General features: G+C 72.0%; 21 protein-coding genes and 1 riboswitch. Of the genes, 11 read left to right on the top strand and 10 right to left on the bottom strand.

Annotation, left to right across the window (positions count from 1 at the left end; translation table 11 throughout):
• The first annotated feature begins 109 nt into the window (after positions 1–109).
• A complete protein-coding gene (locus AB0O48_RS07165) occupies positions 110–772 on the top strand; it encodes a metal-dependent phosphohydrolase (RefSeq protein WP_357253736.1) in 663 nt (220 codons plus the stop codon).
• Here AB0O48_RS07165 and AB0O48_RS07160 read toward each other — a convergent pair.
• Entirely contained in the window at positions 738–1,028 is a 291-nt protein-coding gene (locus AB0O48_RS07160; protein ID WP_357253734.1) for a DUF4031 domain-containing protein, read from the bottom strand. The genes AB0O48_RS07165 and AB0O48_RS07160 overlap by 35 nt on opposite strands.
• Before the next feature lie 68 nt (positions 1,029–1,096).
• On the opposite strand from AB0O48_RS07160, the gene AB0O48_RS07155 reads away from it, so the two are divergent.
• A complete protein-coding gene (locus tag AB0O48_RS07155; RefSeq protein ID WP_357253732.1) occupies positions 1,097–2,497 on the top strand; it encodes an FAD-linked oxidase C-terminal domain-containing protein in 1,401 nt (466 codons plus the stop codon).
• A 39-nt stretch (positions 2,498–2,536) separates the two neighbouring features.
• Here the strand turns inward: AB0O48_RS07155 and AB0O48_RS07150 are convergent, their stop codons facing one another.
• Positions 2,537–3,070 (bottom strand): hypothetical protein, encoded by a 534-nt coding sequence (locus AB0O48_RS07150; protein ID WP_357253730.1) that lies wholly within the window; start codon positions 3,068–3,070, stop codon positions 2,537–2,539.
• A gap of 88 nt (positions 3,071–3,158) precedes the next feature.
• Positions 3,159–4,976: a glycerol-3-phosphate dehydrogenase/oxidase gene (locus AB0O48_RS07145; protein ID WP_357253969.1), complete on the bottom strand. Its 1,818-nt coding sequence runs from the start codon at positions 4,974–4,976 to the stop codon at positions 3,159–3,161.
• A 226-nt stretch (positions 4,977–5,202) separates the two neighbouring features.
• On the opposite strand from AB0O48_RS07145, the gene AB0O48_RS07140 reads away from it, so the two are divergent.
• The 3 genes from AB0O48_RS07140 to AB0O48_RS07130 all read left to right on the top strand — a co-directional run bounded on the left by AB0O48_RS07140 (position 5,203) and on the right by AB0O48_RS07130 (position 9,040).
• On the top strand, positions 5,203–7,737 hold the full coding sequence (locus tag AB0O48_RS07140; RefSeq protein WP_357253728.1) for a S8 family serine peptidase: 2,535 nt from the start codon (positions 5,203–5,205) through the stop codon (positions 7,735–7,737).
• A 40-nt stretch (positions 7,738–7,777) separates the two neighbouring features.
• Positions 7,778–8,713 carry a GNAT family N-acetyltransferase gene (locus AB0O48_RS07135; protein ID WP_365063751.1) on the top strand — a complete coding sequence of 312 codons (936 nt, stop codon included), beginning with the start codon at positions 7,778–7,780 and terminating at the stop codon, positions 8,711–8,713.
• Positions 8,714–8,791: 78 nt separating this feature from the next.
• The gene (locus AB0O48_RS07130; protein WP_357253725.1) at positions 8,792–9,040 is read left to right on the top strand and encodes a hypothetical protein; all 249 of its coding nucleotides are present in this window, start codon (positions 8,792–8,794) and stop codon (positions 9,038–9,040) included.
• Positions 9,041–9,096: 56 nt separating this feature from the next.
• Here AB0O48_RS07130 and groL read toward each other — a convergent pair whose 3' ends face one another.
• Both groL and AB0O48_RS07120 read right to left on the bottom strand, forming a co-directional pair.
• Positions 9,097–10,719 (bottom strand): chaperonin GroEL, encoded by a 1,623-nt coding sequence (groL, locus tag AB0O48_RS07125; RefSeq protein ID WP_030490078.1) that lies wholly within the window; start codon positions 10,717–10,719, stop codon positions 9,097–9,099.
• Positions 10,720–11,194: 475 nt separating this feature from the next.
• Positions 11,195–11,398, bottom strand: a complete 204-nt coding sequence (locus tag AB0O48_RS07120; protein ID WP_088950422.1) for a cold-shock protein — start codon at positions 11,396–11,398, stop codon at positions 11,195–11,197.
• Positions 11,399–11,680: 282 nt separating this feature from the next.
• Here AB0O48_RS07120 and AB0O48_RS07115 point away from each other — a divergent pair, with 282 nt between their 5' ends.
• Positions 11,681–12,211 carry a GNAT family N-acetyltransferase gene (locus AB0O48_RS07115; protein ID WP_357253722.1) on the top strand — a complete coding sequence of 177 codons (531 nt, stop codon included), beginning with the start codon at positions 11,681–11,683 and terminating at the stop codon, positions 12,209–12,211.
• Positions 12,212–12,390: 179 nt separating this feature from the next.
• Here AB0O48_RS07115 and paaN read toward each other — a convergent pair whose 3' ends face one another.
• Complete coding sequence (gene paaN, locus AB0O48_RS07110) at positions 12,391–14,064, bottom strand: phenylacetic acid degradation protein PaaN (RefSeq protein WP_357570827.1); 1,674 nt, start codon at positions 14,062–14,064, stop codon at positions 12,391–12,393.
• 178 nt (positions 14,065–14,242) lie between these two features.
• On the opposite strand from paaN, the gene AB0O48_RS07105 reads away from it, so the two are divergent.
• Complete coding sequence (locus tag AB0O48_RS07105) at positions 14,243–16,435, top strand: hypothetical protein (protein WP_357570826.1); 2,193 nt, start codon at positions 14,243–14,245, stop codon at positions 16,433–16,435.
• 9 nt (positions 16,436–16,444) lie between these two features.
• On the opposite strand, the gene AB0O48_RS07100 is transcribed toward AB0O48_RS07105, so the two are convergent.
• The 3 genes from AB0O48_RS07100 to AB0O48_RS07090 all read right to left on the bottom strand — a co-directional run bounded on the left by AB0O48_RS07100 (position 16,445) and on the right by AB0O48_RS07090 (position 20,384).
• On the bottom strand, positions 16,445–17,464 hold the full coding sequence (locus AB0O48_RS07100; protein ID WP_357253718.1) for a GNAT family N-acetyltransferase: 1,020 nt from the start codon (positions 17,462–17,464) through the stop codon (positions 16,445–16,447).
• 375 nt (positions 17,465–17,839) lie between these two features.
• Complete coding sequence (gene thrC, locus AB0O48_RS07095; RefSeq protein WP_365063742.1) at positions 17,840–19,126, bottom strand: threonine synthase; 1,287 nt, start codon at positions 19,124–19,126, stop codon at positions 17,840–17,842.
• 10 nt (positions 19,127–19,136) lie between these two features.
• Positions 19,137–19,272, bottom strand: a riboswitch (SAM riboswitch).
• Between the two features lie 143 nt (positions 19,273–19,415).
• The gene (locus AB0O48_RS07090) at positions 19,416–20,384 is read right to left on the bottom strand and encodes a DMT family transporter (RefSeq protein ID WP_357253714.1); all 969 of its coding nucleotides are present in this window, start codon (positions 20,382–20,384) and stop codon (positions 19,416–19,418) included.
• A gap of 91 nt (positions 20,385–20,475) precedes the next feature.
• Between AB0O48_RS07090 and AB0O48_RS07085 the strand changes: the two genes are divergently transcribed.
• From AB0O48_RS07085 to AB0O48_RS07075, 3 genes are all read left to right on the top strand, one after another.
• Positions 20,476–20,781 (top strand): metalloregulator ArsR/SmtB family transcription factor, encoded by a 306-nt coding sequence (locus AB0O48_RS07085; protein WP_357252559.1) that lies wholly within the window; start codon positions 20,476–20,478, stop codon positions 20,779–20,781.
• Positions 20,782–20,932: 151 nt separating this feature from the next.
• The gene (locus AB0O48_RS07080) at positions 20,933–21,124 is read left to right on the top strand and encodes a type II toxin-antitoxin system HicA family toxin (protein WP_355027555.1); all 192 of its coding nucleotides are present in this window, start codon (positions 20,933–20,935) and stop codon (positions 21,122–21,124) included.
• On the top strand, positions 21,117–21,725 hold the full coding sequence (locus tag AB0O48_RS07075; RefSeq protein ID WP_357570824.1) for a hypothetical protein: 609 nt from the start codon (positions 21,117–21,119) through the stop codon (positions 21,723–21,725). Before AB0O48_RS07080 ends, AB0O48_RS07075 begins: the two co-directional genes overlap by 8 nt.
• A gap of 123 nt (positions 21,726–21,848) precedes the next feature.
• Here the strand turns inward: AB0O48_RS07075 and AB0O48_RS07070 are convergent, their stop codons facing one another.
• The gene (locus AB0O48_RS07070) at positions 21,849–22,304 is read right to left on the bottom strand and encodes a DoxX family protein (RefSeq protein ID WP_357252568.1); all 456 of its coding nucleotides are present in this window, start codon (positions 22,302–22,304) and stop codon (positions 21,849–21,851) included.
• Positions 22,305–22,717: 413 nt separating this feature from the next.
• Between AB0O48_RS07070 and AB0O48_RS07065 the strand changes: the two genes are divergently transcribed.
• The gene (locus AB0O48_RS07065) at positions 22,718–23,398 is read left to right on the top strand and encodes a DUF4232 domain-containing protein (protein WP_357570823.1); all 681 of its coding nucleotides are present in this window, start codon (positions 22,718–22,720) and stop codon (positions 23,396–23,398) included.
• The last annotated feature ends 2 nt before the right edge of the window (positions 23,399–23,400 follow it).

The following is a 23,400-nucleotide window of genomic DNA, read 5'->3' as shown; positions in this document are numbered from 1 at the left end:
CATTGGTGGTCGCTTGTCCCGAGCCACGGCCATGGGCGCGACTACCCGGGACAGGCCCGCTGAATCCTTCCGCGTCGCGCGCCGTGCCCGGATGCGGCAGACTCGGCCGGTGGTCGATCTGCTGGAGCGGTGGCGGGCGGCAGCCCGGGGTGCTGGTACGACGCCGGACGCGGGGTGGACGCGGGCCGGCGAACGGCTGCTCGACAGGTGGCGGGAGCCGCACCGGCACTACCACACGGTGGCCCACCTGACGGCGGTGCTCGATGTGGTGGACGAGCACGCCGAGCTGGCCGACCGGGCCGACCTGGTCCGGCTGGCGGCCTGGTGGCACGACGCGGTCTACGACCCGCGGGCCGGCGGTGACGCCAACGAACAGGACAGCGCCGCGCTGGCCGAGAGCGTGCTCGGCGGGCTCGGGGTGCCGGCGCCCACGGCGGCCGAGGTGCGCCGGCTGGTGCTGCTCACCGCCGGGCACGTCGTGGGTCCGGACGATCGGGACGGCGCGCTGCTCTGCGACGCGGACCTCGCCGTGCTGGCAGCGCCCCCGGCGACCTACGACAGGTACGCGACGGCGATCCGACGGGAGTACGCGCACGTGCCGGAGCCGGCCTTCCGGGCCGGGCGGGCGGCGGTGCTCGGCGGCCTGCTGGCGCTGCCCGCGCTGTTTCGTCTGCCGCCGCTGGCGGCCCGCTGGGAGGAGCCCGCCCGGGCCAACGTACGCCGGGAACTGGCCACCCTCACCGCTGCGGGGCCGCCGACGGGCGCGGGCTGACCAGGTGCTTCGGGCGGCGCAGATCGGCGGCGCGGAGCAACCGGACCAGCTCCCGGCTCGGCACCACCTGGGCACCGAGCCACACCGCCGCCGCGAACCGGTCGGCGGGGATGTCGTAGTGGTCCCGGTCGAAGCCGCGGCGGGGCGCGCCGAGGGCCTCGGCGAAGGCGTGCAGCTCGGCGTACGAGACGTCACTGATCAGGTGTGACCAGAGCCGACCGCGCCACGGCCAGGCCGGCCGGTCCAGGTAGAGCATGACGTCCAAGCTATCTCGCGTAGTTGATCACGTTGATGATCGCCGGCCGGCGACCTAGCCTCGGCTGCATGGCCCCCACCACGCTCCTGGACGATCTCCGCGCCGCGCTCGGTGCCGACGCCGTGCTCACCGACCCGGACCTGCTGCGCATGCACCAGCGGGACGAGGCCGACCTGTGCGCGGCCGGCACCCCGCTCGTGGTGACCCGTCCGCGCAGCACCGAACAGGTGGTCGCGGTGGTCCGGGCGGCGGCGCGCCACGGCGTACCTGTGGTGCCGCAGGGCGCGCGGACCGGGCTGGCCGGCGCGGCGAACGCGGTGGACGGCGCGGTGGTGCTGAGCACCGTCGCGATGGACGAGATCCGGGAGATCGACCCGGTGAGCCGGATCGCCGTGGTCCAGCCGGGGGTGGTCAACGCGGCGCTGGCCGGCGCGGTGGCCAGGCAGGGGCTCTGGTACCCGCCGGACCCCGGCTCCTGGGAGTCGTCCACGATCGGCGGCAACGTGGCCACCAACGCCGGCGGCATGTGCTGCGTGAAGTACGGGGTGACCACCGAGTACGTGCTCGGCCTGGAGGTGGTGCTCGCCTCGGGTGAGGTGCTGCGCACCGGCCGGCGGACGGCGAAGGGCGTGGCCGGCTACGACCTGACCCGGCTCTTCGTCGGCTCGGAGGGCACCCTCGGCGTGATCACCGAGGTGACCGTGGCGCTGCGGCCCGCCCCGGCCGAGTCGCTGACCCTGGTGGCGGTCTTCGGATCGACAGCGGCGGCCGGCGCTGCGGTGGCCGAGATCGCGGCCCGTGGGCTCACCCCCAGCCTGTTGGAACTGCTGGACCAGACCCATCTGCGGGCGATCGAGGCGTACCAGCCAATGGGGCTGCGGACCGACGCCCAGGCCCTGCTGCTGGCCGCCGCGGACACCGGCCCCCGGGCCGCCGACGACCTGGCCAGCCTGGCCGAGGTCTGCACGGCGGCCGGCGCCGACGAGGTCTACGCGGCCACCGACGCGGTGGAGGCGGCGGCGCTGTTGCAGGCGCGGCGACTGGCCCATCCGGCGATGGAGAAGTTCGCGGCCGACGCCTACCCGGGCGGCAACGGCGGTCTGGTGATCGACGACGTGGCGGTGCCGCGCGGCTCGCTCGCCGCACTGCTGGACGGGGTGGCCCGGATCGCCGTGGAGTGCGAGGTGCCGATCGGCGTGGTGGGGCACGCCGGGGACGGCAACATGCACCCGAACATCGTGGTCGACCGGGCCGACCCGGCGAGCGTGGAGCGGGGCCGGCGGGCCTTCGACGAGATCATGCGGCTCGGTCTGGACCTGGGCGGCACCTGTACCGGAGAGCACGGGGTGGGGCTGCTCAAGCGGGACTGGCTGGCCCGGGAGATCGGGCCGGTCGGCGTCCGGGTGCACCAGGCGATCAAGTCGGCGCTGGACCCGGCCGGTCTGCTCAACCCGGGCAAGGTGCTCTGAGCTGACCGGGGAACAGCCCTTGACCTGAACTGGCCCGGGTCAGCCCTTGATCTCGGCCGGGGTCGCCTGGGTGAGCAGCAGCAGGATCTCCCCGGCGACCGGCGTGCGCTCCTCGCCGGGGCAGTCCTGCGAGGTGATCAGCCCGGTCGAGGTGAGCAGGCTGGACGTGAGCGCGTCGATGCAGGTGGAGCGGTATCTCCGGACCTGATCGGTCTCGTCGGCAAGTGCCGGGTTGGCGAGCAGCACCTGGAGCCGTTCGGTCAACTCCGGGGCCAGGGTGCCCCGGGACGTGACCCCGTCACCGGCGCAGTCGAGGCACTGCCACGCGCCGTCGCGTTCGACACTCAGGGTGCGCAGTGGGCCGTCCTCGCCGAGCCGCTGAATCAGGCTGACCTGGCCGACCGCGACCGTGGCGGGGATCTCCAGCTGCGCGCCGCCACCCGCCGAGGACGTCGGTTCTGCCACCGGAGTGCCCCGTGGCTCCCGGTCGAACAGCGAGCACCCGGTCAGTGCGCCGCCGAGGACGACGGCGACGACCGGTAGTAGCAGACGAGGGTGCGCGCGGGGAAGCACGCGCGGAAACCTACCCCACCGTAGGTAGCGTTCGAAACCACCATCCGGGCCGGTATCGATGGTTACCAACCAGTAACGTTACAATTCGTCACCTAGTGGACGGCCGCAGCTCAGCCTGATCGTCACCGCCACCCCGATCGGCCGCATAACCCCGGACATCCGGAGCGCCGAGCCGGGCCGCGTCCGCCGCGGCGTCGTCCGGCATCAACTGCGACTGCCGCTCCGCCTCCACCCGAGCGCGGTAGTGCTCGACCTCCCGAGCCCGGGTGGCCGCGTCCCAGCCGAGCACCGCGCCCATCAACTCGGCGGTGTGCTCCGCCGACTCCAACCCCCGGTGGCTGGTCTCGAACGAGATCCGGGTCCGCCGGGTCAGCACGTCCTCCAGGTGCAGCGCACCCTCGGCGCGCGCCGCATAGGTGACCTCTGCCGCCAGGTACTCCGGAGCGCCGGCCAGCGGAGACGCGAGCAGCGGATCGGCGTCGACAAGCGCCAACAGGTCCAGGGTCAGGGTGCCGTACCGCTCCAGCAGATGCTCCACCACGCCCACCGGCACACCGTGCCGGCGGGCCAGATCGGCCCGGTCCCGCCACATCGCCGGGAAGCCGTCCGCCCCGAGCAACGGCAGATCGGCCGTACGCGACGAGCGAGCGCCACCGAGCCGCCGGGCGGCCCGATCGACCACGTCGGACGCCATCACCCGGTACGTCGTGTACTTACCACCGGCGACCAGCAGCAGCCCGAGCATCGGCTCGAAGACCGCGTGCTCACGGGAGAGCTTCGACGTCGAGTCGGCCTCGCCGGCCAGCAGTGGCCGCAGCCCGGCGTACACCCCCTCGATGTCGGCGGTGGTCAACGGCCGGTCCAGCACCGTGTTGACCTGCTCCAGCAGGTAGTCGATGTCGCGGGCCGAGGCAGCCGGGTGGGACCGGTCCAGTCGCCAGTCGGTGTCCGTCGTACCGATGATCCAGTGCCCGCCCCACGGGATGACGAAGAGCACCGACTTGGCCGTCCGCAGGATGAGCCCCGTCTCGCCGGTGATCGCCGAGCGGGGCACCACCAGGTGCACCCCCTTGGAGGCGCGCACCCGGACGCCGGGCCGCAGGCCCACGTCGTTGAGCATCCGCGACATGTCGTCGCTCCACACCCCGGTGGCGGCGATGACGGTACGGGCATGCACCTCGAACTCCGCGTCGGGTGAGCCCGCCGGCGCCTCCAGGTCCCGGACGCGTACGCCGGTCACCTCGCGTGCCTGCCGGATCAGCCCGACGGCGCGGGCGCTGCTCACCACCGTGGCGCCGAGGCTGGCCGCGGTGCGGGCCAGGGTGACGACCAGCCGGGCGTCGTCGACCTGCCCGTCGTAGTAGCGGATCGCGCCGGACACCGCGTCGGCCCGGAGGCTCGGGAAGATCCTCCGGGCACCCTCCCGGGTCAGGTGCCGGTGCAGCGGCATGCCCCGGCCACCGCCGAAGACTCCGGCGAAGACGTCGTACGCGGCCACCCCGGCGCCGTAGTACGAGCGGCGGAAGATCCGGGCCGGCAGGTCCCGCAGGCCCCGTCCGGCCGGCAGCGGCACCATGATCGGCACCGGGCGCACCAGGTGCGGCGCGAGCCGGGTGGCCAGCAGGCCGCGCTCGGTGAGCGCCTCGTGGACCAGGTGGAACTCCAACTGCTCCAGGTAGCGCAGGCCGCCGTGGATCAGTTTGCTGGACCGGCTGGAGGTGCCAGCGGCGAGATCGCGCGCCTCGACCAGAGCCACCTTCAGGCCCCGGGACGCCGCGTCCAGTGCGGCACCCGCACCGGTCACCCCACCACCGATGACCAGCACGTCGAAGCGCTCGGCGCGCAGCCGCCGCAGGTCGGACGCACGGCGGATCGGCGAGAGCTGACCGGCGACGGATCGGGAGATACTGGGGTCACGCACCCTTCCACCGTAACCGCCGCGCCGGCATGTCGACATTCGCCGCCCGCTCCGTACGGCGTCTACCTGCGACGTGTCGCCCGCGACACGCCTCGCTGCCCCGTCCCCGAACGGACCACGCCGGTCCGGTCCACGCCTGTGCGCCGCGCGGCGGGGTCCGCCCACAACGCGACGGCCGGGTCGAAATTCGTCGTCGTGGTCGTAAGGTTCTCGGATGCACGGTCACCCTGCGTACCCCGGAGTCAGCGACCGCAGTTCCCCGTGGCCGGTGGTCGCGGCCGTGTTCGTCGGCTGCTGGACGGTTGCGGTCACCGTGGCCACCCAGACCGGTGGTTGGCTCACCGATCAACTGCTGCTGGGCTTCGGACGGGACCGGATCGCCTGGCTCTGGCCGGTGCTCGGCCTGGCCACCGTCGTGCTGGCGGGCACGCCCGCCCTGCTGCTGGCCATGCTGCCCAGGTCGGCGACGGTCCGGGCCACCGGGCGGGTCTGGCTGATCGGCACACTCGTCCTCGGGGTGCTGACGCTGCTGCGGGTCGTGCCGCCGGTGCACCACGAGGCGTACCTCGCCGCCCTGACCGGCGTGGCGGCGCTCAGCACACTCGCCGTGCGCTGGTCGGCGCGCCGGCGGGCGTACCCCGGACCGGCCGGCTCGGTCGGCGGCCCGGCACCCACCGACGACGGCGACGCCGCACGGACCGAGCCCACCGGAGACCGCGACGCCGCACCGCCCGAGACCCTCGGGAGCGCGGGGCCGGTGGGGCGTTTGCGGCGACCCGGTCCCGTTCCGCTGCTCGCGGTCGCCGCCGGGGTGGCGCTGCTGTTGCCGTGGGCCTGGCTGGGCGCGCTCGGCGGGCTCCTGGAGACCGCGCTCGCGCTCCTGGCGGCGGCCACGCTCGGGGGGCTTGCCGCGACGCTGCTGGACGCCACCTTCTGGTCGCGGTTCGCGGTCGGCCGGCCACCCCGGCCGGCTCGGCTGGTGCTGGTCGGCGGTCTGGTCGCCGGGGTGGCGCTGCTGCTGGTCGCCGCCGGCGCCGGCCAGTCCGGCGCGCAGTTGCCCGCGTTGCTGACCCTGCCACCTGTGGGTTTCGCCCTGGCCGCGCTCTGGGCCGCGACGTGGCGGCCCGCCGCCGACCCGGCCGACGCCGCGCGCGCCGGCCGATCGGCGACCGGCTGGCTGGTGGGCCTGGCCGCACTCGGCCCGCTGGCCTTCACCGACCCGGAAGAGATCACCCTGCTGCTGGTCGGGACCCGCGACATCCCGTTCTGGGTGGCGGCCGCCGCCGCTGCCGGGCTCGCCGTCGCCGTCCTGGTCGCCATCGGCTACGCGGTGCTGCTCGCTCGGCCGACGGCACGCACCCCGAGCCGTCGGGTCGCGGCGGTGGCAGCCGTGGTGCTGCTGGTGACGTTCGGCGTGGTCGACCTCGGCCCCGGCCAGCCGGGCCTGTACGGGGAGCGGCTGTTCGTGGTGCTGCGCGCGCAGGCCGACCTGACGGGTCTACCGGCCGGGCAGCCCGGTCGGGCCGGGCGGGACGCCCGCGCGGCGGAGGTCTACCGGCGGTTGGTGACGACCGCTGAGCAGAGCCAGGCCGACCTGGTCCGGGGGCTGAGTCGACTACGACTCGACCCGATCTCGTACTACCTGGTCAACGCGGTCGAGGTGGACGGCGGCCCGGCGGTGCGAGCCTGGCTCGCCCGTCGCCCCGAGGTGGCCCGGGTGCTGGTCAGCCAACGCCTGCGGCCGCTGCCCGCCCCGGCGGGGCAGAGTCGGGGCACCGCGCCCAAGCCCTCCGGGCCGGAGTGGAACATCAGCCAGATCGGCGCCGACCGGGTGTGGTCCCAGCTCGGGGTGACCGGCACCGGCATCGTGGTCGGCAGCTCCGACTCGGGCGTGGATGGCACCCATCCGGCGCTGCGGCCCGGGTTCCGTGGCGGGGACGACTCCTGGTACGACCCGTGGGACGGCACCCGCAGCCCGACCGACCAGGGCGGGCACGGCACCCACACGGTGGGCAGCGCCGTCGGGCGGGACGGCATCGGGGTGGCGCCGGACGCGCAGTGGGTGGGCTGCGTCAACCTGGACCGCAACCTCGGCAGCCCCGCGCACTACCTGGACTGTCTCCAGTTCATGTTGGCGCCCTTCCCGGTCGGCGGCGACCCGTTCACCGACGGCCGTCCGGAGCGCGCCCCGCAGGTGCTCACCAACTCGTGGGGCTGCCCGCCGATCGAGGGCTGCGACAGGGGTGTGCTGCGGCCGGCCACCGCCGCGCTGGACGCCGCCGGGATCTTCGTGGTCGCCGCCGCCGGTAACACCGGGCCGTGGTGCGCGTCCATCGACGACCCGCCGGCTCCGTACGCGGACGTGTTGACCGTGGGCGCGGTGGACAGGCAGCGCCGGGTCGCGGAGTTCTCCTCGCGCGGGCCGGCGCCCGGTGGCCCGGGTAAGCCGGACGTGCTGGCCCCGGGCGTGGGTGTGGTGTCGGCGATGCCGGGCGGCACGTACGCGGCGTTGGACGGTACCTCGATGGCGACCCCGCAGGTGGCGGGCGTGGTCGCGCTGATGTGGTCGGCGAACCCGGCGCTGGTCGGCGACGTGGACCGTACCCGGCAGATCCTGCGGGACACCGCGACGGCGGCGACACCCACCTATCGCTCCGACAACCCGGCCGACGCCTGCGGGGGTCCTTCCAACGTCACCGGCTCGGGCCAGGTCGACGCGTACGCGGCCGTCCAGGCCGCCCGGCGGTGAGGTACCCGGACCGGCACCCGGTGATCTAGGGTCGGCGACCATGGACGCCGAGATCACCGTCACCGAACTGACCCCCGACCTGGCCCCCGCCGTGGCGCGGCTCTGCGAGCAGGCCCTCGATCTGCCCGAGGACGCCGCCGAGGCGGCCCCCATCGTGGACGTGCTCTGGCCCCGGGCCGCCGCCGACCGTCCGGTGGTGGGGCTGGGCGCGTACCGGGGTGTGGACCTGGTCGGGGTGCTGCTCTGCTCGGTGTCGGCGATCGAGCCGGGTGTCGGGCACGTGGACCTGGTCGCGGTCCTGCCGGAGCACCGCCGCCGGGGCGTCGGTCGGGCGCTGCTGCGGTCGGCCGAGCAGGTGCTGGCCGAGCGCGGAGCGACCGAGGTGTTGCTGGCCGGCAACCCGCCGTACTACGCGTGGCCCGGCATCGACGTCCGCTACACGCCTGCGGTCTGCGCCGCCCTCGCGCTCGGCTACCAGCAGGACCGGACCGCCTGGAACATGACCGCGGACCTGTCGTACGACGGGTCGCCGGCGCTGCGGTCCACCGAGGCGGCGGAGCGGCGACTGGCCGGTCAGGGCGTCACCGTACGTCGGGCGGAGCCGGCGGACCTGCCGGCGTTGACCGCGTTCGCCAGGTCCACCTTCGGCGGTACGTGGGACGGTGAGCTGGTCGGGTCGGTGGGGCGCGACGGCGCCGGCTGTCACCTGGCGGAGCGGGACGGCGAGGTGCTCGGCTTCGCCGCGTACGGGTCGTCCCGGCCGAGCTGGTTCGGGCCGATGGGCACCGCGCCGGCAGCCGAGGGGTCCGGCATCGGCGGTGTGCTGCTGCGACGGTGCCTGCGGGATCAGCAGGTGGCGGGGCTGACCCGGGCGGAGATCGGCTGGGTGGGGCCGGTGCCGTTCTACTCGGGCAGCGCGGGTGCCCGGATCGAGCGGGTCTTCTTCCTGTACCGGCGAACCCTGCCGGTGGCGTAACCGGGGCAAAAGGGGCATTGCCTCATTCGCCCGCGTCGGCCATCGACGCCCCCTACCGTTTTGGTAGAGGAGGCAGCCATGACCACGGATGACGACCAGACCGAGGACGGCCCGCCGATCACCTGGAAACCGGTAGGTGAGCTCCCCGGTCACGTGCCGTTCGACCGGCTCGACTACGGCGACGCCGAGCAACTGGCCGAGATGACCACCGACGGCGAGTCGGCGGTCGTCGAGGAGCCACGGGAGATGGTGGACGCGCCGATCAAACTGCTTCCGCCGTACAACCGGGCACAGAAGCGGCGCAACCAGCGCCCACTGCCGACCTGACGACGAACGGGGCGGACCGCGTCAGCGGCCCGCCCCGTTCGGTGTCGGAACTGGACTCAGAAGTCCATGTCCCCGCCACCCGGGCCAGCCGGGGCAGCCGGGGTCTTCTCCGGCTTGTCCGCGACAACGGCCTCGGTGGTGAGGAAGAGCGCCGCGATGGACGCGGCGTTCTGCAGCGCCGAGCGCGTCACCTTGGCCGGGTCGATGATGCCCGCGGCCAGCAGGTCGACGTACTCGCCGTTGGCGGCGTTGAGGCCGTGACCCGCTTCGAGGTTACGGACCTTCTCCACCACGACGCCGCCCTCAAGGCCGGCGTTGACGGCGATCTGCCGCAGCGGGGCGTCCAGCGCCACCTTGACGATGTTCGCACCGGTGGCCTCGTCGCCGACCAGGTCGAGCTTGTCGAAGGCGGTCTTGCCGGCCTGCACCAGCGCGACGCCACCACCCGGGACGATGCCCTCCTCGACGGCGGCCTTCGCGTTGCGAACGGCGTCCTCGATGCGGTGCTTGCGCTCCTTGAGCTCGACCTCGGTGGCCGCGCCGACCTTGATGACCGCAACGCCGCCGGCCAGCTTGGCCAGCCGCTCCTGCAGCTTCTCCCGGTCGTAGTCGGAGTCGCTCTTGTCGATCTCGGCCCGGATCTGGTTGACCCGGCCCTGGATCTGCTCGGCGTCACCGGCACCGTCGACGATGGTGGTCTCGTCCTTGGTCACCACGACCTTGCGGGCGCGGCCCAGCATGTCGAGGCTGGCGGCGTCGAGCTTGAGGCCGACCTCCTCGCTGATGACCTGGCCACCGGCGAGGATGGCGATGTCGGTCAGCATGGCCTTGCGGCGGTCACCGAAGCCCGGCGCCTTGACGGCGACCGACTTGAAGGTGCCACGGACCTTGTTGACCACCAGGGTGGCGAGGGCCTCGCCCTCCAGGTCCTCGGCGATGATCAGCAGCGGCTTGCCCGACTGCATGACCTTCTCCAGGATCGGGAGCAGGTCCTTCACCGACGAGATCTTGCTGTTGGCGATCAGGATGTACGGGTCGTCGAAGACGGCCTCCATACGCTCCGGGTCGGTCATGAAGTAGGCCGAGATGTAGCCCTTGTCGAAGCGCATACCCTCGGTGAGCTCCAGCTCCAGCCCGAAGGTGTTGCTCTCCTCGACGGTGATGACGCCTTCCTTGCCGACCTTGTCCATCGCCTCGGCGATGATCTCGCCGACGGTGCTGTCGCCAGCGGAGATGGAGGCGGTGGAGGCGATCTGCTCCTTGGTCTCGACGTCCTTGGCGAGCTTGGACAGCTCCTCCGAGACGCTCGCGACGGCGGCCTCGATGCCCCGCTTCAGGGCCATCGGGTTGGCGCCAGCGGCCACGTTGCGCAGGCCCTCGCGAACCAGGGCCTGGGCCAGGACGGTCGCCGTCGTCGTGCCGTCACCGGCAACGTCGTCGGTCTTCTTGGCGACCTCCTTGACCAGCTCAGCGCCGATCTTCTCGTACGGGTCCTCGAGCTCGATCTCCTTGGCGATGCTCACACCATCGTTGGTGATGGTGGGGGCACCCCACTTCTTCTCGAGCACGACGTTGCGGCCCTTCGGGCCGAGGGTCACCTTTACGGCGTCGGCGAGCTGGTTCATGCCCCGCTCGAGGCCGCGGCGCGCCTCTTCGTCGAAAGCGATCATCTTGGCCATACGGCGTTGTCCTCCTGGACACTCACGGGCCACCCGAGTTGTGTGCCCCGGATGGGCCGCCTGGTGTACGCACCTTGGGACGTCGCCACCTGGCGACGACGACGTCCTTCGGCCGGGCCGGATAGCCCGCGACGACCGGCCATGTGTCGCCCCGGCGTCTCCACGCCGGTGCAACCTGGCCCCACCGTCCCGACCGCTGGCACTCGCGGTATGCGAGTGCCAATGACTTGTTTAGCACTCTCCCCTGGCGAGTGCAAGCACGATGGGGCCGCTCAGCCGAGTTCCGCGGCCAGTCCGGCAGTGTTCACCGGCGCCTCATGGGCGCGCCGCTCGACGTACGTCACCAGCAGACCGATCAACTGGGCAAGGTGGGCCGGCAGGCAGGTACGGCGGTGACCCCGATCACCGCCACCGCCCCGACCGCGGTGCGCCCGCGTCGCGGCCCAGACGCGCGGGGCCGATCGAGGAGGGAAACTCAGGCGATGACGCGTACGTGTTCGGCCTGCGGGCCCTTCTGGCCCTGGGCGATCTCGAACTCCACCCGCTGGCCGTCGTCCAGCGCCTTGTAGCCGTCCATCTCGATCGCGGAGAAGTGAACGAAGACGTCCTGACCGCCGTCGACGGCAATGAAGCCATAGCCCTTTTCGGCATTGAACCACTTCACGGAGCCCTGTGCCACGGTGCACTTCCCTCACTATGCGCGGTGTTGCCTGACCTGGCGCACGGCACGGCCGGACGCCGACCGGCCACCACCTCAGCGATCGATGGCGACCATTGAAAAAGGTGACCGAAATCGCACGCTACACGAGGAGTCAGCGCCGCGCACGGCCACAAATCGGGCATGCTCTGGGGCGCTCCGATTGCGCTGGTCGGTCGGGTTTCGGGCCACCGGATCCAGGGCGGCGACTGCCGTACACAGCTCGGCCGTGACGGCCACCGACGCTGTGATAGGCATGCGGGCATGACCACCGACACGGGCGCGACCGCCCTCCGGCGGGCGGAGATCCGCCGGGTCCGGCCGGAGGACGCCGCCCGGATGCGGGCACTGCGTCTGGAGATGCTCGCCGACGCACCGTTGGCCTTCCTGGAGACCCTGGCGGACGCGGCGGCCCGACCGCACACCGAGTTCGCCGCCCGGGTCGCGTACACCGCGACCGGCCCCGGCAACGCGCAGTTCATCGCCGACCCGGGTGGCCGGCTCGTCGGACACGCCGGTGGCACGGTCTCTCCGGGCGAACCCGGGCTCACCGTGATCTACGCGGTCTACGTCACGCCGGCCTGGCGGGGGCACGGGCTGCTCGGTGAGCTGATCGACGGGGTGGCCGCCTGGTCACGCGCCTGCGGCCGAGGGGAGTTGCTGCTGGAGGTGGTGGTCGGCAACGACCGCGCCTACCGCGCCTACCAACGGCTGGGCTTCAAAGACACCGGGGTACGCGTCCCCCACCCCACCATCCCCGCACTGACCGAACTACAAATGCGCCGCCCCGCCTAACCCCGAAAACCGGAAACCCATCCCACGGCAAAACCCCGGTGCTGCTGCCCCAAAGCCGGCAGCGCCTGAGGACAGCCTGCCCACAACAGGTTTCCGGGGGGAGCCCGCCCGCGGAAGGATCAAGCCTGACCGCCTGGAGCGGGTGGGCTCCCCCCGGAAACCCCAACCGCAACTAAAAATCAGACGTGACGCCGCGACTGCACGATCCGGAACCGGTTGGCCACGTACGCCCCGTCGGTCAGCGCGGCGTTGGCCGCCGCGTTGGCGCCACTGCCGTGGAAGTCGGAGAACGCCGCCGACTGGTTCACGAAGACCCCGCCGGTCAGGTTGCAGGACAGGTGCACCCCGACCTCGACCGCGACCGCCTCGGTGGCGTCCAGCACGGCCTCGTCGGTGGAGTAGACCCCCGCGGTGAGCGCGCCCTTCTCGCCGACCGTGCGGCACAGCAGCTCCAGGCTGTGCGCGGTGGAGTCGGTCGCGATGGCGAACGAGATCGGCCCGAACCACTCCCGGCCGTACGTCTCCGCGTCGTCCGGGGTCAGCTTCACGATCGTCGGGGTACGCACCACCGCGTCGGCGTACGACGGGTGGGCCACGGCCCGTGACTCCAGCACCGGCTCGCCCACCTTGGTGACCTCGGCCAGCCGCTCCAGCACCCCGTCGTTGACGATGGCGCCGGTCAGCTCGACGCCCCGGGCCGGGTCGGCGGTGAGCTTGCCGACGGCGGCGGCGATCCCGCCGGCCACCTCGTCGAAGCTCTTGTGCCCCTGGTCGGTCTCGATGCCGCCGGCCGGGATGAGGATGTTCTGCGAGGTGGTGCACATCTGACCGCTGTAGAGGGTCAGCGTGAAGCCCAGGTTGCGGCACATGCCGGCGAAGTCGTCGGTGGAGTCGATGACGACCGTGTTGAGGCCGGCCTTCTCGGTGTAGACCGACGCCTGCCGGGCGTGCGTCTCCAGCCAGTCGCCGTACTCGGTGGAGCCGGTGAAGTCGACGATCTTCACGGCGCGGTGCAGGGCCAGGTCGCTGGCGAGCTTCTCACCGGGCGCCTCGGCCGCCAGCATGATCAGGTTCGGGTCGAACCCGGCCTCGGCCAGCACCTCCCGGGCGTACTTCACGGTGATGGCCAGCGGCAGCACCGCGCGCGGGTGCGGCTTGACGAGCACCGGGTTGCCGGTGACCAGCGAGGCGAACAGCCCCGGGTACGAGTTCCAGGTCGGGAAGGTGTTGCAGCCGATCACCAGCGCCACCCCACGCGGCACCACGTGGAACGTCTTGGTCATCCGCAGCGGGTCGCCCTTGCCGGCGGCCTTCTCCCAGCCGGCCGTGCCCGGGTGCCTGGTCATCTCGGCGTACGCGTACGCCAGCGCCTCCAGCGCCCGGTCCAGCGCGTGCGCGCCGCCGGCCTGGAAGGCCATCACGAACGCCTGCCCGCTGGTGAACTGCACCGCGTTGGCCAGCTCGAAGATGTGCTTGTGCAGCCGGTCGAGGATCTCCAGGCAGACCCCCACGCGGGCCTGCGGGCCGGCGTCGCGCCAGGCCGGCAGCGCGGCGGAGGCGGCGTCGATCAGCTCGCCGGGGCCGGCGTGCGGGTAACGCACCGCCAACTCCACCCCGAACGGGCTCGTCTCGGTGGCGACCCGAGCGCCGGTGCCCGGCTGGTCGAGCGGGAAGTCACCACCGAGGTACGCCTCGAAGGCGGCCTTGCCGTCGGCGGCGGCGGTCTCGCCGTACACCCGGGGGCTGGGAGATTCGGGATAGGCGGACCAGTAGCCCCGCTCCGTGATCGCGGTCAGCGCACGGTTGAGGGTGTCGGCGTGCCTGTCGTACAGGGGCTGCGGGGTCTCCGTCATGCCCGCCATCATGCCGCAGTCCGGTCCGCGAGCAGTAGCGCGAATGCCCGACAGCGACTCATGCCGCAGTCCGGTCCGCGAGCAGTAGCGCCAATGCCCGACAGCACCGGGGTTGCCCGGGCCGGCAGCGGGTAACCGCGGGCCTCCAGCCAGGAAGCCGGCCAGGAAAGGGCGGCAGGTGAGGATCACCGAGATCCGGGTGCACGGGGTCGCCAACAAGGGGCCGGAGGCGATCCTCGACCGCCCGATCGTCACGCGGGTCGCGGGAGACGACAACGCCGGCTTCTACCGGCCGCGGCCCGGCTACGGTCCCCAGTCGGATCGCGACGGGGTGGCGGTTGAGGCGTACCGCTGGAGCCGGCTGACCGGCGGCACGGCGACCCGGACGTTCTCCCTGGTCCTCCTCCTGCCGTTCATGCTCAGCAACATCGCGGTGTGGATGCTGCCGGTCACCGGTCGCGGCGGCCACGCCGCCCAGGCGCTGTGCCGGCTGCTGGCCGCGACGATGACCGCGATGTACGTGCTGTCCACCGTCGGGGTGTCCCTCGACCTGATCGCCTGGCAGTGCGCGGCCTACCCGAGGTGCCTGGAGGGGCGGCGGGAACTGTCCTGGCTGGGCGACGTGCCCCCGGGGCAGCGGCTCGCGCTGCTGGCCGCACTGCCGATCATCGCGATCGTCCTGATCTGGCGGCTCGGTGCCCGGACCTGGCAACTCCCCGAGGACAGCGACCACGCGCCCGGGGTGGGTGCGGACCGGCTCGACGCGCCCGCCTTCTGGGACACCCGCTCGCTGCTGCGCCGCCTGCGCTCCGTGCACGTCGCGGTGGCGCTGGGCACGCTCGATGTGACTCTGCTGCTGGCTCTGGCGCCGCACGACGCCACCCTGCCCGGCTGGCTGCTGCTGGCCGCGGTCGTGGCGCTGCTCGCCGGCGCGGTGGTGCTGCTCTGCCGGCCGGCGATAGAGCGGGGCGGAGAGCAGGACCAGCGGAGTTCGCGGACGATCCGCTGGGTGGCCGTCGCGCTCACCGCGCTGACCCTGGGGTACGCGTTGCTGCCACGGCCGCCCTGGACGGCCGAGGGGATGTTGCCGGGGTACGGGATGCTGGCCGCCGGGCTGTTCGCCGGGCAGGTGGTGCTGCTCGCGATGCTCGGCCTGGTGGTCGTGGTGCAGCGCCGTTCCCTTCCCCGCCCCCTCTTTCGGCTGGCCGGGGTGGGCGCGCCGGTGCTGATAACCGTCGCGATCGGGTTGGGCGTCGCCTACGACTCGGGCTTGACCTACGGGCTCGCCGAGTATCTGGACCGTGGTTCCAGCCCGACGCCGGCAAGGCCGCTGCCGCCTGGTGCGCCTCCGCTGTCGCCGCCGATTGCCTTCCGCTGGGCCACCCTCGGCTTCTCCCTCGCCGTGCTCCTGGTGGTGGTGACGGCCCTGCTCCGACCCCGGATCGGCCGGGATCGTCGCCGCCGGGAGGCCGAGGAACTGGTTCGGCAGGACTATCCGGAGGCCTCCCGGGCGGCCCCGGAACGGGTCCGGGCCGTCCGCGACGCGATCATGCGCGCCCGACTCACGGATCGGCTCGGGCCGCTGCTGGCCACCGCGTACGTGGTGTTGGCGCTACTCACTCTCGCGGCGGCGGGGCTCTCGGTGATCGGTCCCGGGCCGGGTGCGCTCGCCCTGCGCCTCGGCGGCGAGCCGCTGGCCCGCCCGGTGATCTTCGTGACCGACCTGGGCGCCCTGCTGATCGGACTGTTCGCCACGGTCCTCGCGGTGATGGGACTCGTTGCCTACCGATCCGGCGCGATCCGGCTGGTCGGGGTGCTCTGGGAGCTGGCCACCTTCTGGCCGCGTGCCGCACACCCGCTCGCCCCGCCGTGCTACGTCGAGCGGGCCGTCCCGGAGTTGACCCGCCGGATCGGGCAGCTCACCGTCGACGGGAACGCGGTGGTGCTGTCCGGGCAGAGTCACGGCAGCGTGCTCGCGGCGGTGACGGTCCTCCAACTCCCCGACCACTGCCGCCAGCGGGTGGCCCTGCTCACCTACGGCACCCCGCTCGGCAACCTGTACCGGCGGATCTTCCCCGCGTACGTCAGCGACGAGATGTTGCGCGAGGTCGGCAGCCGGTTGGCCTGGCGGTGGATCAACCTGTGGCGGTACACCGACGCGGTGGGCGGACCGGTGTTCGACCCGCCCATCGACGGACCCGACGACCCGGCCGCCCACGTCGACCGTCGGGTACGGGATCCGAAGGGACTCCTCATTCCACCGACGGACACCGTGCCCCCTCCGGTGCAGGGCCACCGGTACACGCCGGACGACGACTTCCAGGCCGCGATCCGCGAGCTGGTCGAGCGCTGGGAACGGCCGGACGGGTGACCGCCCGGGTCAGAGCGTGAGCTGCCAGTCGGTCCAGGAGTCCACCGGGCGGAAGCCGAGCTGCTCGTTGATCGCCACCATGTAGCCGTTGCTGGCCGCGTTCCAGGTGTCGATCACGCGGACCGCCGGCTCGTGGGTGAGCAGGTGGTGCAGGTTCTCGGCCTTGGCGATGAGGCCGAGCCGGTGCCCACGGTGGGCCGGGTCGACGATGGTGATCTGCTGGTACGCGTGCCAGTCGGCGGAGGCGCCCACGTCCAGCAGGGTCCAGGCGACCAGCCGGCCGGTCGCCTCGTGGCGCATTCCGAGGTGGTAGCGCCGCCGGCCCCGGGCGTCGAACGCCCGCTCGTTGCCGCGGATGCGCTCGGCGTCCACCTGCTCCGGCTCCCACTGCACGTCACCCATGGGCGCGTCCATCATCAGCCGGCCGTCGAGGTAGGCGATGTCCGCGACGTACTCCTGCGGGGTCGCTCCCTGCCAGCAGACCGATCGGTAGCCCTCGGCCCGCGGTTGGGCCTCGGCCAGCGCCGCCCGGAGCGCGATCCGGTCGATCTCGTCGACAACGAGCCGGCGGCGTACCTCGGCGAGGGCGGGCTGGGCGCCGGTGGCGGCGGCGAACGCGTCGCCCGCCCCGCTTCGGGCCGGCCCGCCGGGCAGCGCGGAGACGGCCATCGCGACCATCCGCTTGCGGCCGCGCTCGCGGAGCAGGCGCACCCCGTACTCGTGCAGCGCCCGCCCGACGCCTTGCCGCCGCAGATCGGGATGCACGGTCAGCTCCGCGCCGGCGTTGTCGGTGTTGTCGAGGTAGGGCAGGTCCAGTTGGAGGTGACCGGCCGGCACCCCGTCGAGCCGGGCCAGCGCCCAGAGCGACTCGACACCGGGCATCGGCGTGTGGAAGATCGCGTCGAAGCGTCGCCGGCAGAAGGGTGGAAGGTCCGGCAGATCGGCGTCTTTGGCCGCCGCGCCGATCAGGTACGCCTCGTCGACCGCGGCTCGGTCGGTGCCGTCGAACGACGCGATCGTGATGCTCATGGCGCTGAGCGTGCGCCCGGAAAAGCGATCGGGCCAGCGAATTACTCGCTGGCCCGATCGAACGTGGTCGGGAGGGACACTCGCACAACGCCTCCGGCGTTGGGTCGCAAGAACTTCAAAAGTCTTCGGCGAAATGCCCTCCCGCACGGAGCATCTTGCGCCGTCCGGTTCCTGCCGTCAAGTCCGCAGCGGCGGGTTTTCCACACTCACAGCGAAATCTCAGTCACAGAGTGATCCACTCGGATTTCCTGGGAACGGGGTGTCCGGGCCGGACGGACACCGCGCCTTCCAGGAACCCGAGTGGATCAACCCCAACCGACCGACGGCCGCCGGCGAACGGCCACGGGCCGGCCGGCGAGCGGGTGGCGGGGTGGGTCAGCCGAGGAGGCCGGCGTCGCGGGCGGCGCGCAGCGAGGGCTTGATGTGGTGGGTCGGTCCGACCTGGCCGGCCACCGCGTCGACGGTCTTCAGACCTTCGCCGGTGTTGAACACCACGGTCTCCGCGGTCGGGTCGAGCCGACCGGATTCGACGAGCTTGCGGAGCACCGCCACGGTCACCCCGCCCGCGGTCTCGGCGAAGACGCCCGTGGTGCGGGCCAGATCGCGGATGCCGGCGCGGATCTCGTCGTCGTCGGCGTACTCCATCCAGCCGCCGGTGCGGCGGACCGCCTCCAGCGCGTAGACGCCGGCGGCCGGGTCGCCGATGTTGAGCGACTTGGCGATGCCGGTGGGCTTGACCGGGATGATCGTGTCGGTGTCCGCGTGCAGCGCGGTGGCGATCGGGTTGCAACCCGCGGACTGGGCGCCGAAGACCTTCCAGCCGCCGGCCGGCGCCTCGACCAGGCCGATCTCCACCAGCTCGGAGAACGCTTTGTCGATCTTGGTGAGCAGCTCGCCGCTGGCCATCGGGATGACCACCTGCGCCGGGATGCGCCAGCCGAGCTGCTCGGCCACCTCGTAGCCGAGGGTCTTGGAGCCCTCCGCGTAGTACGGCCGGACGTTCACGTTGACGAACGCGGTGTCCTCGAACTCGTCGGTCTCCACCAACTCGCCGCAGAGCCGGTTGACGTCGTCGTACGAGCCGTCGATCGCGACCAACTCGCCGCCGTAGACGGCGGTGGTGATGACCTTGCCCTGCTCCAGGTCACTGGGGATGAAGACCACCGAGGGCACCCCGGCACGGGCGGCGTGCGCGGCCACCGAGTTGGCCAGGTTGCCGGTCGACGCGCAGGCGAACCGGGTGAAGCCGAGCGCCTTCGCGGCGGTGAGGGCCACCGAGACGACCCGGTCCTTGAAGGAGTGGGTCGGGTTGGCGCTGTCGTCCTTGACCCACAGCGGCGCGGTGATGCCCAGCTCGGCGGCGAGGTGCGGGGCCGCCACCAGTGGGGTCAGTCCCGGGTCGAGGGTGACCCGGCTGGCTGGGTCCTGCCCGGCGGGGAGCAGTGCGGCGTAGCGCCAGATGTTCTCCGGGCCGGCCTCGATCTGCTCACGGGTGACGGTGGCCAGGGCGGCGATGTCGTAGTCGACTTCGAGGGGGCCGAAACACTCGTAGCAGGCGTGCTGGGCGACGAGCGGGTAACGGGCCGAGCAGGCCCGACAGACCAGGGCGCGGGCGGGGCTGGCGGAGGTGTCGATGCCGGAGGCGGCGAGCGTCGACGTCATGTCGAGAGTCCTCTCATCTTTCCCCACATCGCACGGTGCGGCGGGGACGGAATTGGCACCTGCCCCGCGGGTCGCTCAGCGGTGAGCGCGCAGGGTGGTTGCCGGGGCGTCGTCGGGCCGTATCCCTCAGCCCCTCTGGATGAGGTATGCAGTTGTGCCGTCGAGTCTAGGCAACTATCTGCGTCGCCTCCACCGCGGATCCCACGCTGTGAGCCGAACAACTCAGCGAGTCACCGGCGGCGGCGCCTCCCGTCCCCAACTGCGGGGCCCGGGGGCGCCGGCAGGTGGGTCAGCGGGCGCTCACCGCGACCGGGTCGACCACGGCGATCTGGTCCGTGGTCGCGGTCGACTGCGGCGGGGACGAGGGCCGGATCCGAGGCCGGGTGGCGAGGTTCGCGGCGACCAGCGCACCGATCGTGATGGCGGCTCCGACCAGCTCGATGGGCTCCGGGCGGTAGCCGCGGGCGATCTGCACCGCGAAGGTGGTGACCGGGACCAGGTTCATGAACAGCGCCGCGTTGGCGGCACCGAGCCGCTGCACACCGGTGTTCCAGGCCAGGACCGCGATGACCGCGCCGACGACCACCGCGTACGCCAACTGTGGGGTGACCGCCGCGAGGTCGGCGGCGGCCGGCGCGTGCTGCCAGCCGACGGCGTCCGCGCCGATGCTCGTGACCAGCATGGCCGCCGTGCCGGCGAGCGCCGTCAGGGTGGTGAAGCGCAGCGGGGACCAGTCGCCGAACCGGCTGGCACCGTGTGTGTAGATGCCCCAGCCGAGGACCGCGCCGATCATCATCAGCCCACCGAGACCGAACTGGCCGAGCCCGGCCAGGCTCCCGCGGGTGATCACCAGGCCGACTCCGAGGAGCGCCACCAGGGAGAGGGCCAGCAAGAGCGGCTTCGGCCGTACGCCGTCGCGCGCCCAGCGGACCAACTGGGTGATCAGCGGGGTGGTGGCCACGAACAGGGCGATCTGCTGCGGGGCGGCGTGTTCGAGCGCCAGGTTGGTGAGCACGTTGAAGCCGGCGAAGCCGACCACGCCGAGCAGCACGATCTCGCCCGTCCGGCCGCCGTGCCGCAGCGCGCCGGAACCTTCGCGGAGCAGCAGGATCGCGACCAGGATGGCGCTGGCGAGCAGGTAGCGGGCGGTGGTGAGGTTGAGCGGGTCGACCCGGGTCAGCGCACTGGCCAGGACCGGGAACATCACGCCCCAACCGAGCACGGCGAGCAGCGGGTAGGCGGCGGCACGGGGTCGCATCGTCAGCTCCAATGTTCGAGTATCGTCGAACCAACGACACCGACCCTAGGGCGTTGTTCGAGAGTTGTCGAACAAGGGTTACACTGGTCACATGGAGCCGCACGAACCCGACCTGACCGACGTACCGGTCACCACCGTGCTGGCCGCACTCGCCGACGACGTGCGGCTACAGATCGTGCGGGCGCTTGTCGAGAATGGCGAGGCGGCCTGCGGCAGCTTCGACTTCGGCGTTTCCAAGGCGACCCGCAGCCACCACCTCAAGGTGCTGCGCGAGGCCGGCCTGACCCGGACCCGGGCCGCCGGCACCAGCCGCCTGGTCCGGCTCCGCCGCGACGAGCTGGACCGCCTCTACCCCGGCCTCCTGGACGCGGTGCTCGGCGCACACACCTCGGCGTAGATGGGCCTGACGGACAAGCGGTGCGTGCGCTGAGTACAGCATCACCAACGGTCAGTGTCGGTACGGGTGAGACACGCTCGGATGGAGGAAACTGCTGTGCATGGGGAGCCAGTGGCCATCGTTGAAGGCGAGAGCCTTGTTGAGGTTGCTCATGGGCGAACTCGGCTACCGGGTCGAGCGGCAGTCCGGCTCTCATCGCCGCCTCGTTGCCAACGGTCGCCCGTCGATCACCTTTGCCTTTCACGACAAATCCACCGTCTCACCACGCGCGGTCGGCGTCATACTGGTACAACAGGTCGGGCTCACCCCCGAGGAAGCCAGGGAGGTGCTGAAGAGTGCGTGAAAACGTCATCGATCTGATCGTGATCAGCCCGAACACGGATGACGAGGACTGGGCCTTCCACAGCCCCCAGATACCGGGGCTGATGGGCGGGCGCAGCAGCCTGCTTCAACTGCGCGCAGACCTGCCGGAAATCCTCCGCTTCGCCGATGTCCCACTGCCAGTACAGATTCGTGTCCACGTGGAGGACATGTACGACTCGGCTGGCACGAGTTACATCATCCGCCAGAGTCAGGATGGGCACCGGACTGAGCGTTCCGCCACCGCACAGCGCCTACGTGCCGCTCTCACTGTGGCGGAGCAGCGGGAGCAGTTGCTCTCGTCGCCACGCACCAGGACGGGCGAGGTGCTTTTCATCGCCGCGGTGCCCTCGGACGCACTGCACGACATCTCCGCTCAGCTTCATCCGTCCGGCGACGCGGCGGTGGTGGTCTGCAACGTAGCTGACGAGCTGCTCTGGTCGTTCCATCTCACGAACGCCGAGGATCTCGATGCTGCCGCCAGACCACTGGGGGACCTCGGACTCTCGGGCGAAACGACGATCGCGGAGGTCATGCGCCGACGCCCCGTGGGCTCCCCGGCACCGGCCTTGCTGGCCAGCTGAACGGCCAATGGTGGCAGTGCGCATCAAGTCCGCGAGATCGCCAGTTCCACCCCTGCAACCCGGACCGGGCGCGTCGCCGGAGCCGCCTCGTCGAGGCTCCGGCGACGCGCGGTACGGGTGCGGTCAGATGACCATCGAGCTGGGCTCGGTCGCCGGCACCGCAGGCGCGGGCCGAACGTCGCGACCACGGGCGAGCAGCGTGTCGAGCGCCCAGGAACCCGGGCCGAGGGCCGCGACCAGCAGGAACGACCAGCAGAAGAGCGCCGACAGCTCACCACCGTTGTGCAGCGGCAGCAGATCGTCCGGCTGGTGCACCACGAAGTAGGCGTACGCCATCGAGCCGGACGCGAGAAGTGCGGCGGGCCGGGTGAAGAGCCCGGCCAGCACCAGTACGCCGCAGACCAGTTGGATCAGTGCGGCCCACCAGCCCGGCCAGGTGCCGATGGGTATCGCCGTACCGGTCATCGGGTTGCCGCCGAACAACCCGAAGACCGAGGTCAGGCCGTGCAACGTGAACAGCAGGCCGATCACGATGCGGAACAGGGACAGGGTCGGCCCGCCGAGCCGAGAAGCGTTCATCGGTACCTCCATCGAAGGGTTGAGATCTCTTCAATGTGAGGCATGAAAGTATCGAAGGTTATAAATTCCTTGCTAGTGGGAAAGTCCCCGGTCGGAATGTACCGGTGTCCACGGCCTGGCGTCGAGCGCCCGTACCGGCGCAGCCGCGTCACCATGACCCCTGACCTGCGGATAGAACGAATTAAAGGACGATCCAACGGCCATGGGCGCGCTCCCATACTGTGGATACAACCTGCCCCACAGGCCGCGGGCACCAAGCGGACTTCCAGCGCCGATCATGAGGTTGTTGTCAGGACTCGCCGAGAAGGACGGCAATAACCTCATGATCGGCGGGCAGGTGGGGCAGCTCGACAGGGCAACCGACTGTCGGGGCCGCGCGGCGGCGGCTCGCCCACGTGGGCGAGGATCAACGAATGGTCTCCCGCGACACGGCAGCACGGCTGCGCATCAGCGCGGCGGTCGCGGCGGCTCTCGCGCTCGGCGGCTGCACCTCCGACGACCATCGGGGCCAGGGTGGGGATCCGCCGGGCCCCCCGCCGGCCGCGCCGAGCCCGTCCGCGAGCACCGACCCGCTGGCCGACTGCCCGGCCACCGGGGTCCGGATCCGCTCGACCGGTGGCGACGCCGCGATGGGCCTACGCGCCCTCGGCCTGGAGTTGGTCAACTGCGGCGACCGCCCGTACCAGCTCAACGGATACCCGGTGCTGCACGTGTTCGACGAGCAGCGCGAGCCGGTCCTGCTGCGCGTGGTCAACGGTGGCAAGGAGATCACCTCGGGCTTCGACCAACCGCCCCGCGAGGTCACCCTCGCCCCGAACGAACGGGCCACGGCAGTGCTGCTCTGGCGCAACCTCGTCACCGACTCGACGGTGGTGGCCACCAACGGCGAGTACCTGACGGTGGCACCCGCGGCCGGGCAGCCGGCCGAGGAGGTCGACCCGGACGGACCGATCGACCTGGGCAACACCGGCCGGATCGGCGTCAGCGCCTGGAAGAAGGCCGAACCGTCCGCGCCGGTGCCGACCCGGCCGGCCCGGCCGCCGGCGCCCAGCGCGGTGCCGTCGTCGGTGAGCCCGCCCGACGGCCGGCTGTGAGC

The sequence above is a fragment of the Micromonospora sp. NPDC085948 genome (genome assembly GCF_040686315.1).
GTDB lineage: Bacteria > Actinomycetota > Actinomycetes > Mycobacteriales > Micromonosporaceae > Micromonospora.
The sequence above is the reverse complement of the archived record's forward strand: the minus strand, read 5'-3'. Positions and strand labels throughout refer to the sequence as shown.

Bases quoted from the DNA above. Each gene is read 5' to 3' on its own strand.
- AB0O48_RS07160 (WP_357253734.1), bottom strand. From the start codon at position 1,028: ATGCTCTACCTGGACCGGCCGGCCTGGCCGTGGCGCGGTCGGCTCTGG.
- AB0O48_RS07155 (WP_357253732.1), top strand. From the start codon at position 1,097: ATGGCCCCCACCACGCTCCTGGACGATCTCCGCGCCGCGCTCGGTGCC.
- AB0O48_RS07140 (WP_357253728.1), top strand. From the start codon at position 5,203: ATGCACGGTCACCCTGCGTACCCCGGAGTCAGCGACCGCAGTTCCCCG.
- AB0O48_RS07135 (WP_365063751.1), top strand. From the start codon at position 7,778: ATGGACGCCGAGATCACCGTCACCGAACTGACCCCCGACCTGGCCCCC.
- AB0O48_RS07130 (WP_357253725.1), top strand. From the start codon at position 8,792: ATGACCACGGATGACGACCAGACCGAGGACGGCCCGCCGATCACCTGG.
- groL (WP_030490078.1), bottom strand. From the start codon at position 10,719: ATGGCCAAGATGATCGCTTTCGACGAAGAGGCGCGCCGCGGCCTCGAG.
- AB0O48_RS07115 (WP_357253722.1), top strand. From the start codon at position 11,681: ATGACCACCGACACGGGCGCGACCGCCCTCCGGCGGGCGGAGATCCGC.
- paaN (WP_357570827.1), bottom strand. From the start codon at position 14,064: ATGACGGAGACCCCGCAGCCCCTGTACGACAGGCACGCCGACACCCTC.
- AB0O48_RS07100 (WP_357253718.1), bottom strand. From the start codon at position 17,464: ATGAGCATCACGATCGCGTCGTTCGACGGCACCGACCGAGCCGCGGTC.
- thrC (WP_365063742.1), bottom strand. From the start codon at position 19,126: ATGACGTCGACGCTCGCCGCCTCCGGCATCGACACCTCCGCCAGCCCC.
- AB0O48_RS07090 (WP_357253714.1), bottom strand. From the start codon at position 20,384: ATGCGACCCCGTGCCGCCGCCTACCCGCTGCTCGCCGTGCTCGGTTGG.
- AB0O48_RS07085 (WP_357252559.1), top strand. From the start codon at position 20,476: ATGGAGCCGCACGAACCCGACCTGACCGACGTACCGGTCACCACCGTG.
- AB0O48_RS07080 (WP_355027555.1), top strand. From the start codon at position 20,933: ATGGGCGAACTCGGCTACCGGGTCGAGCGGCAGTCCGGCTCTCATCGC.
- AB0O48_RS07070 (WP_357252568.1), bottom strand. From the start codon at position 22,304: ATGAACGCTTCTCGGCTCGGCGGGCCGACCCTGTCCCTGTTCCGCATC.
- AB0O48_RS07065 (WP_357570823.1), top strand. From the start codon at position 22,718: ATGGTCTCCCGCGACACGGCAGCACGGCTGCGCATCAGCGCGGCGGTC.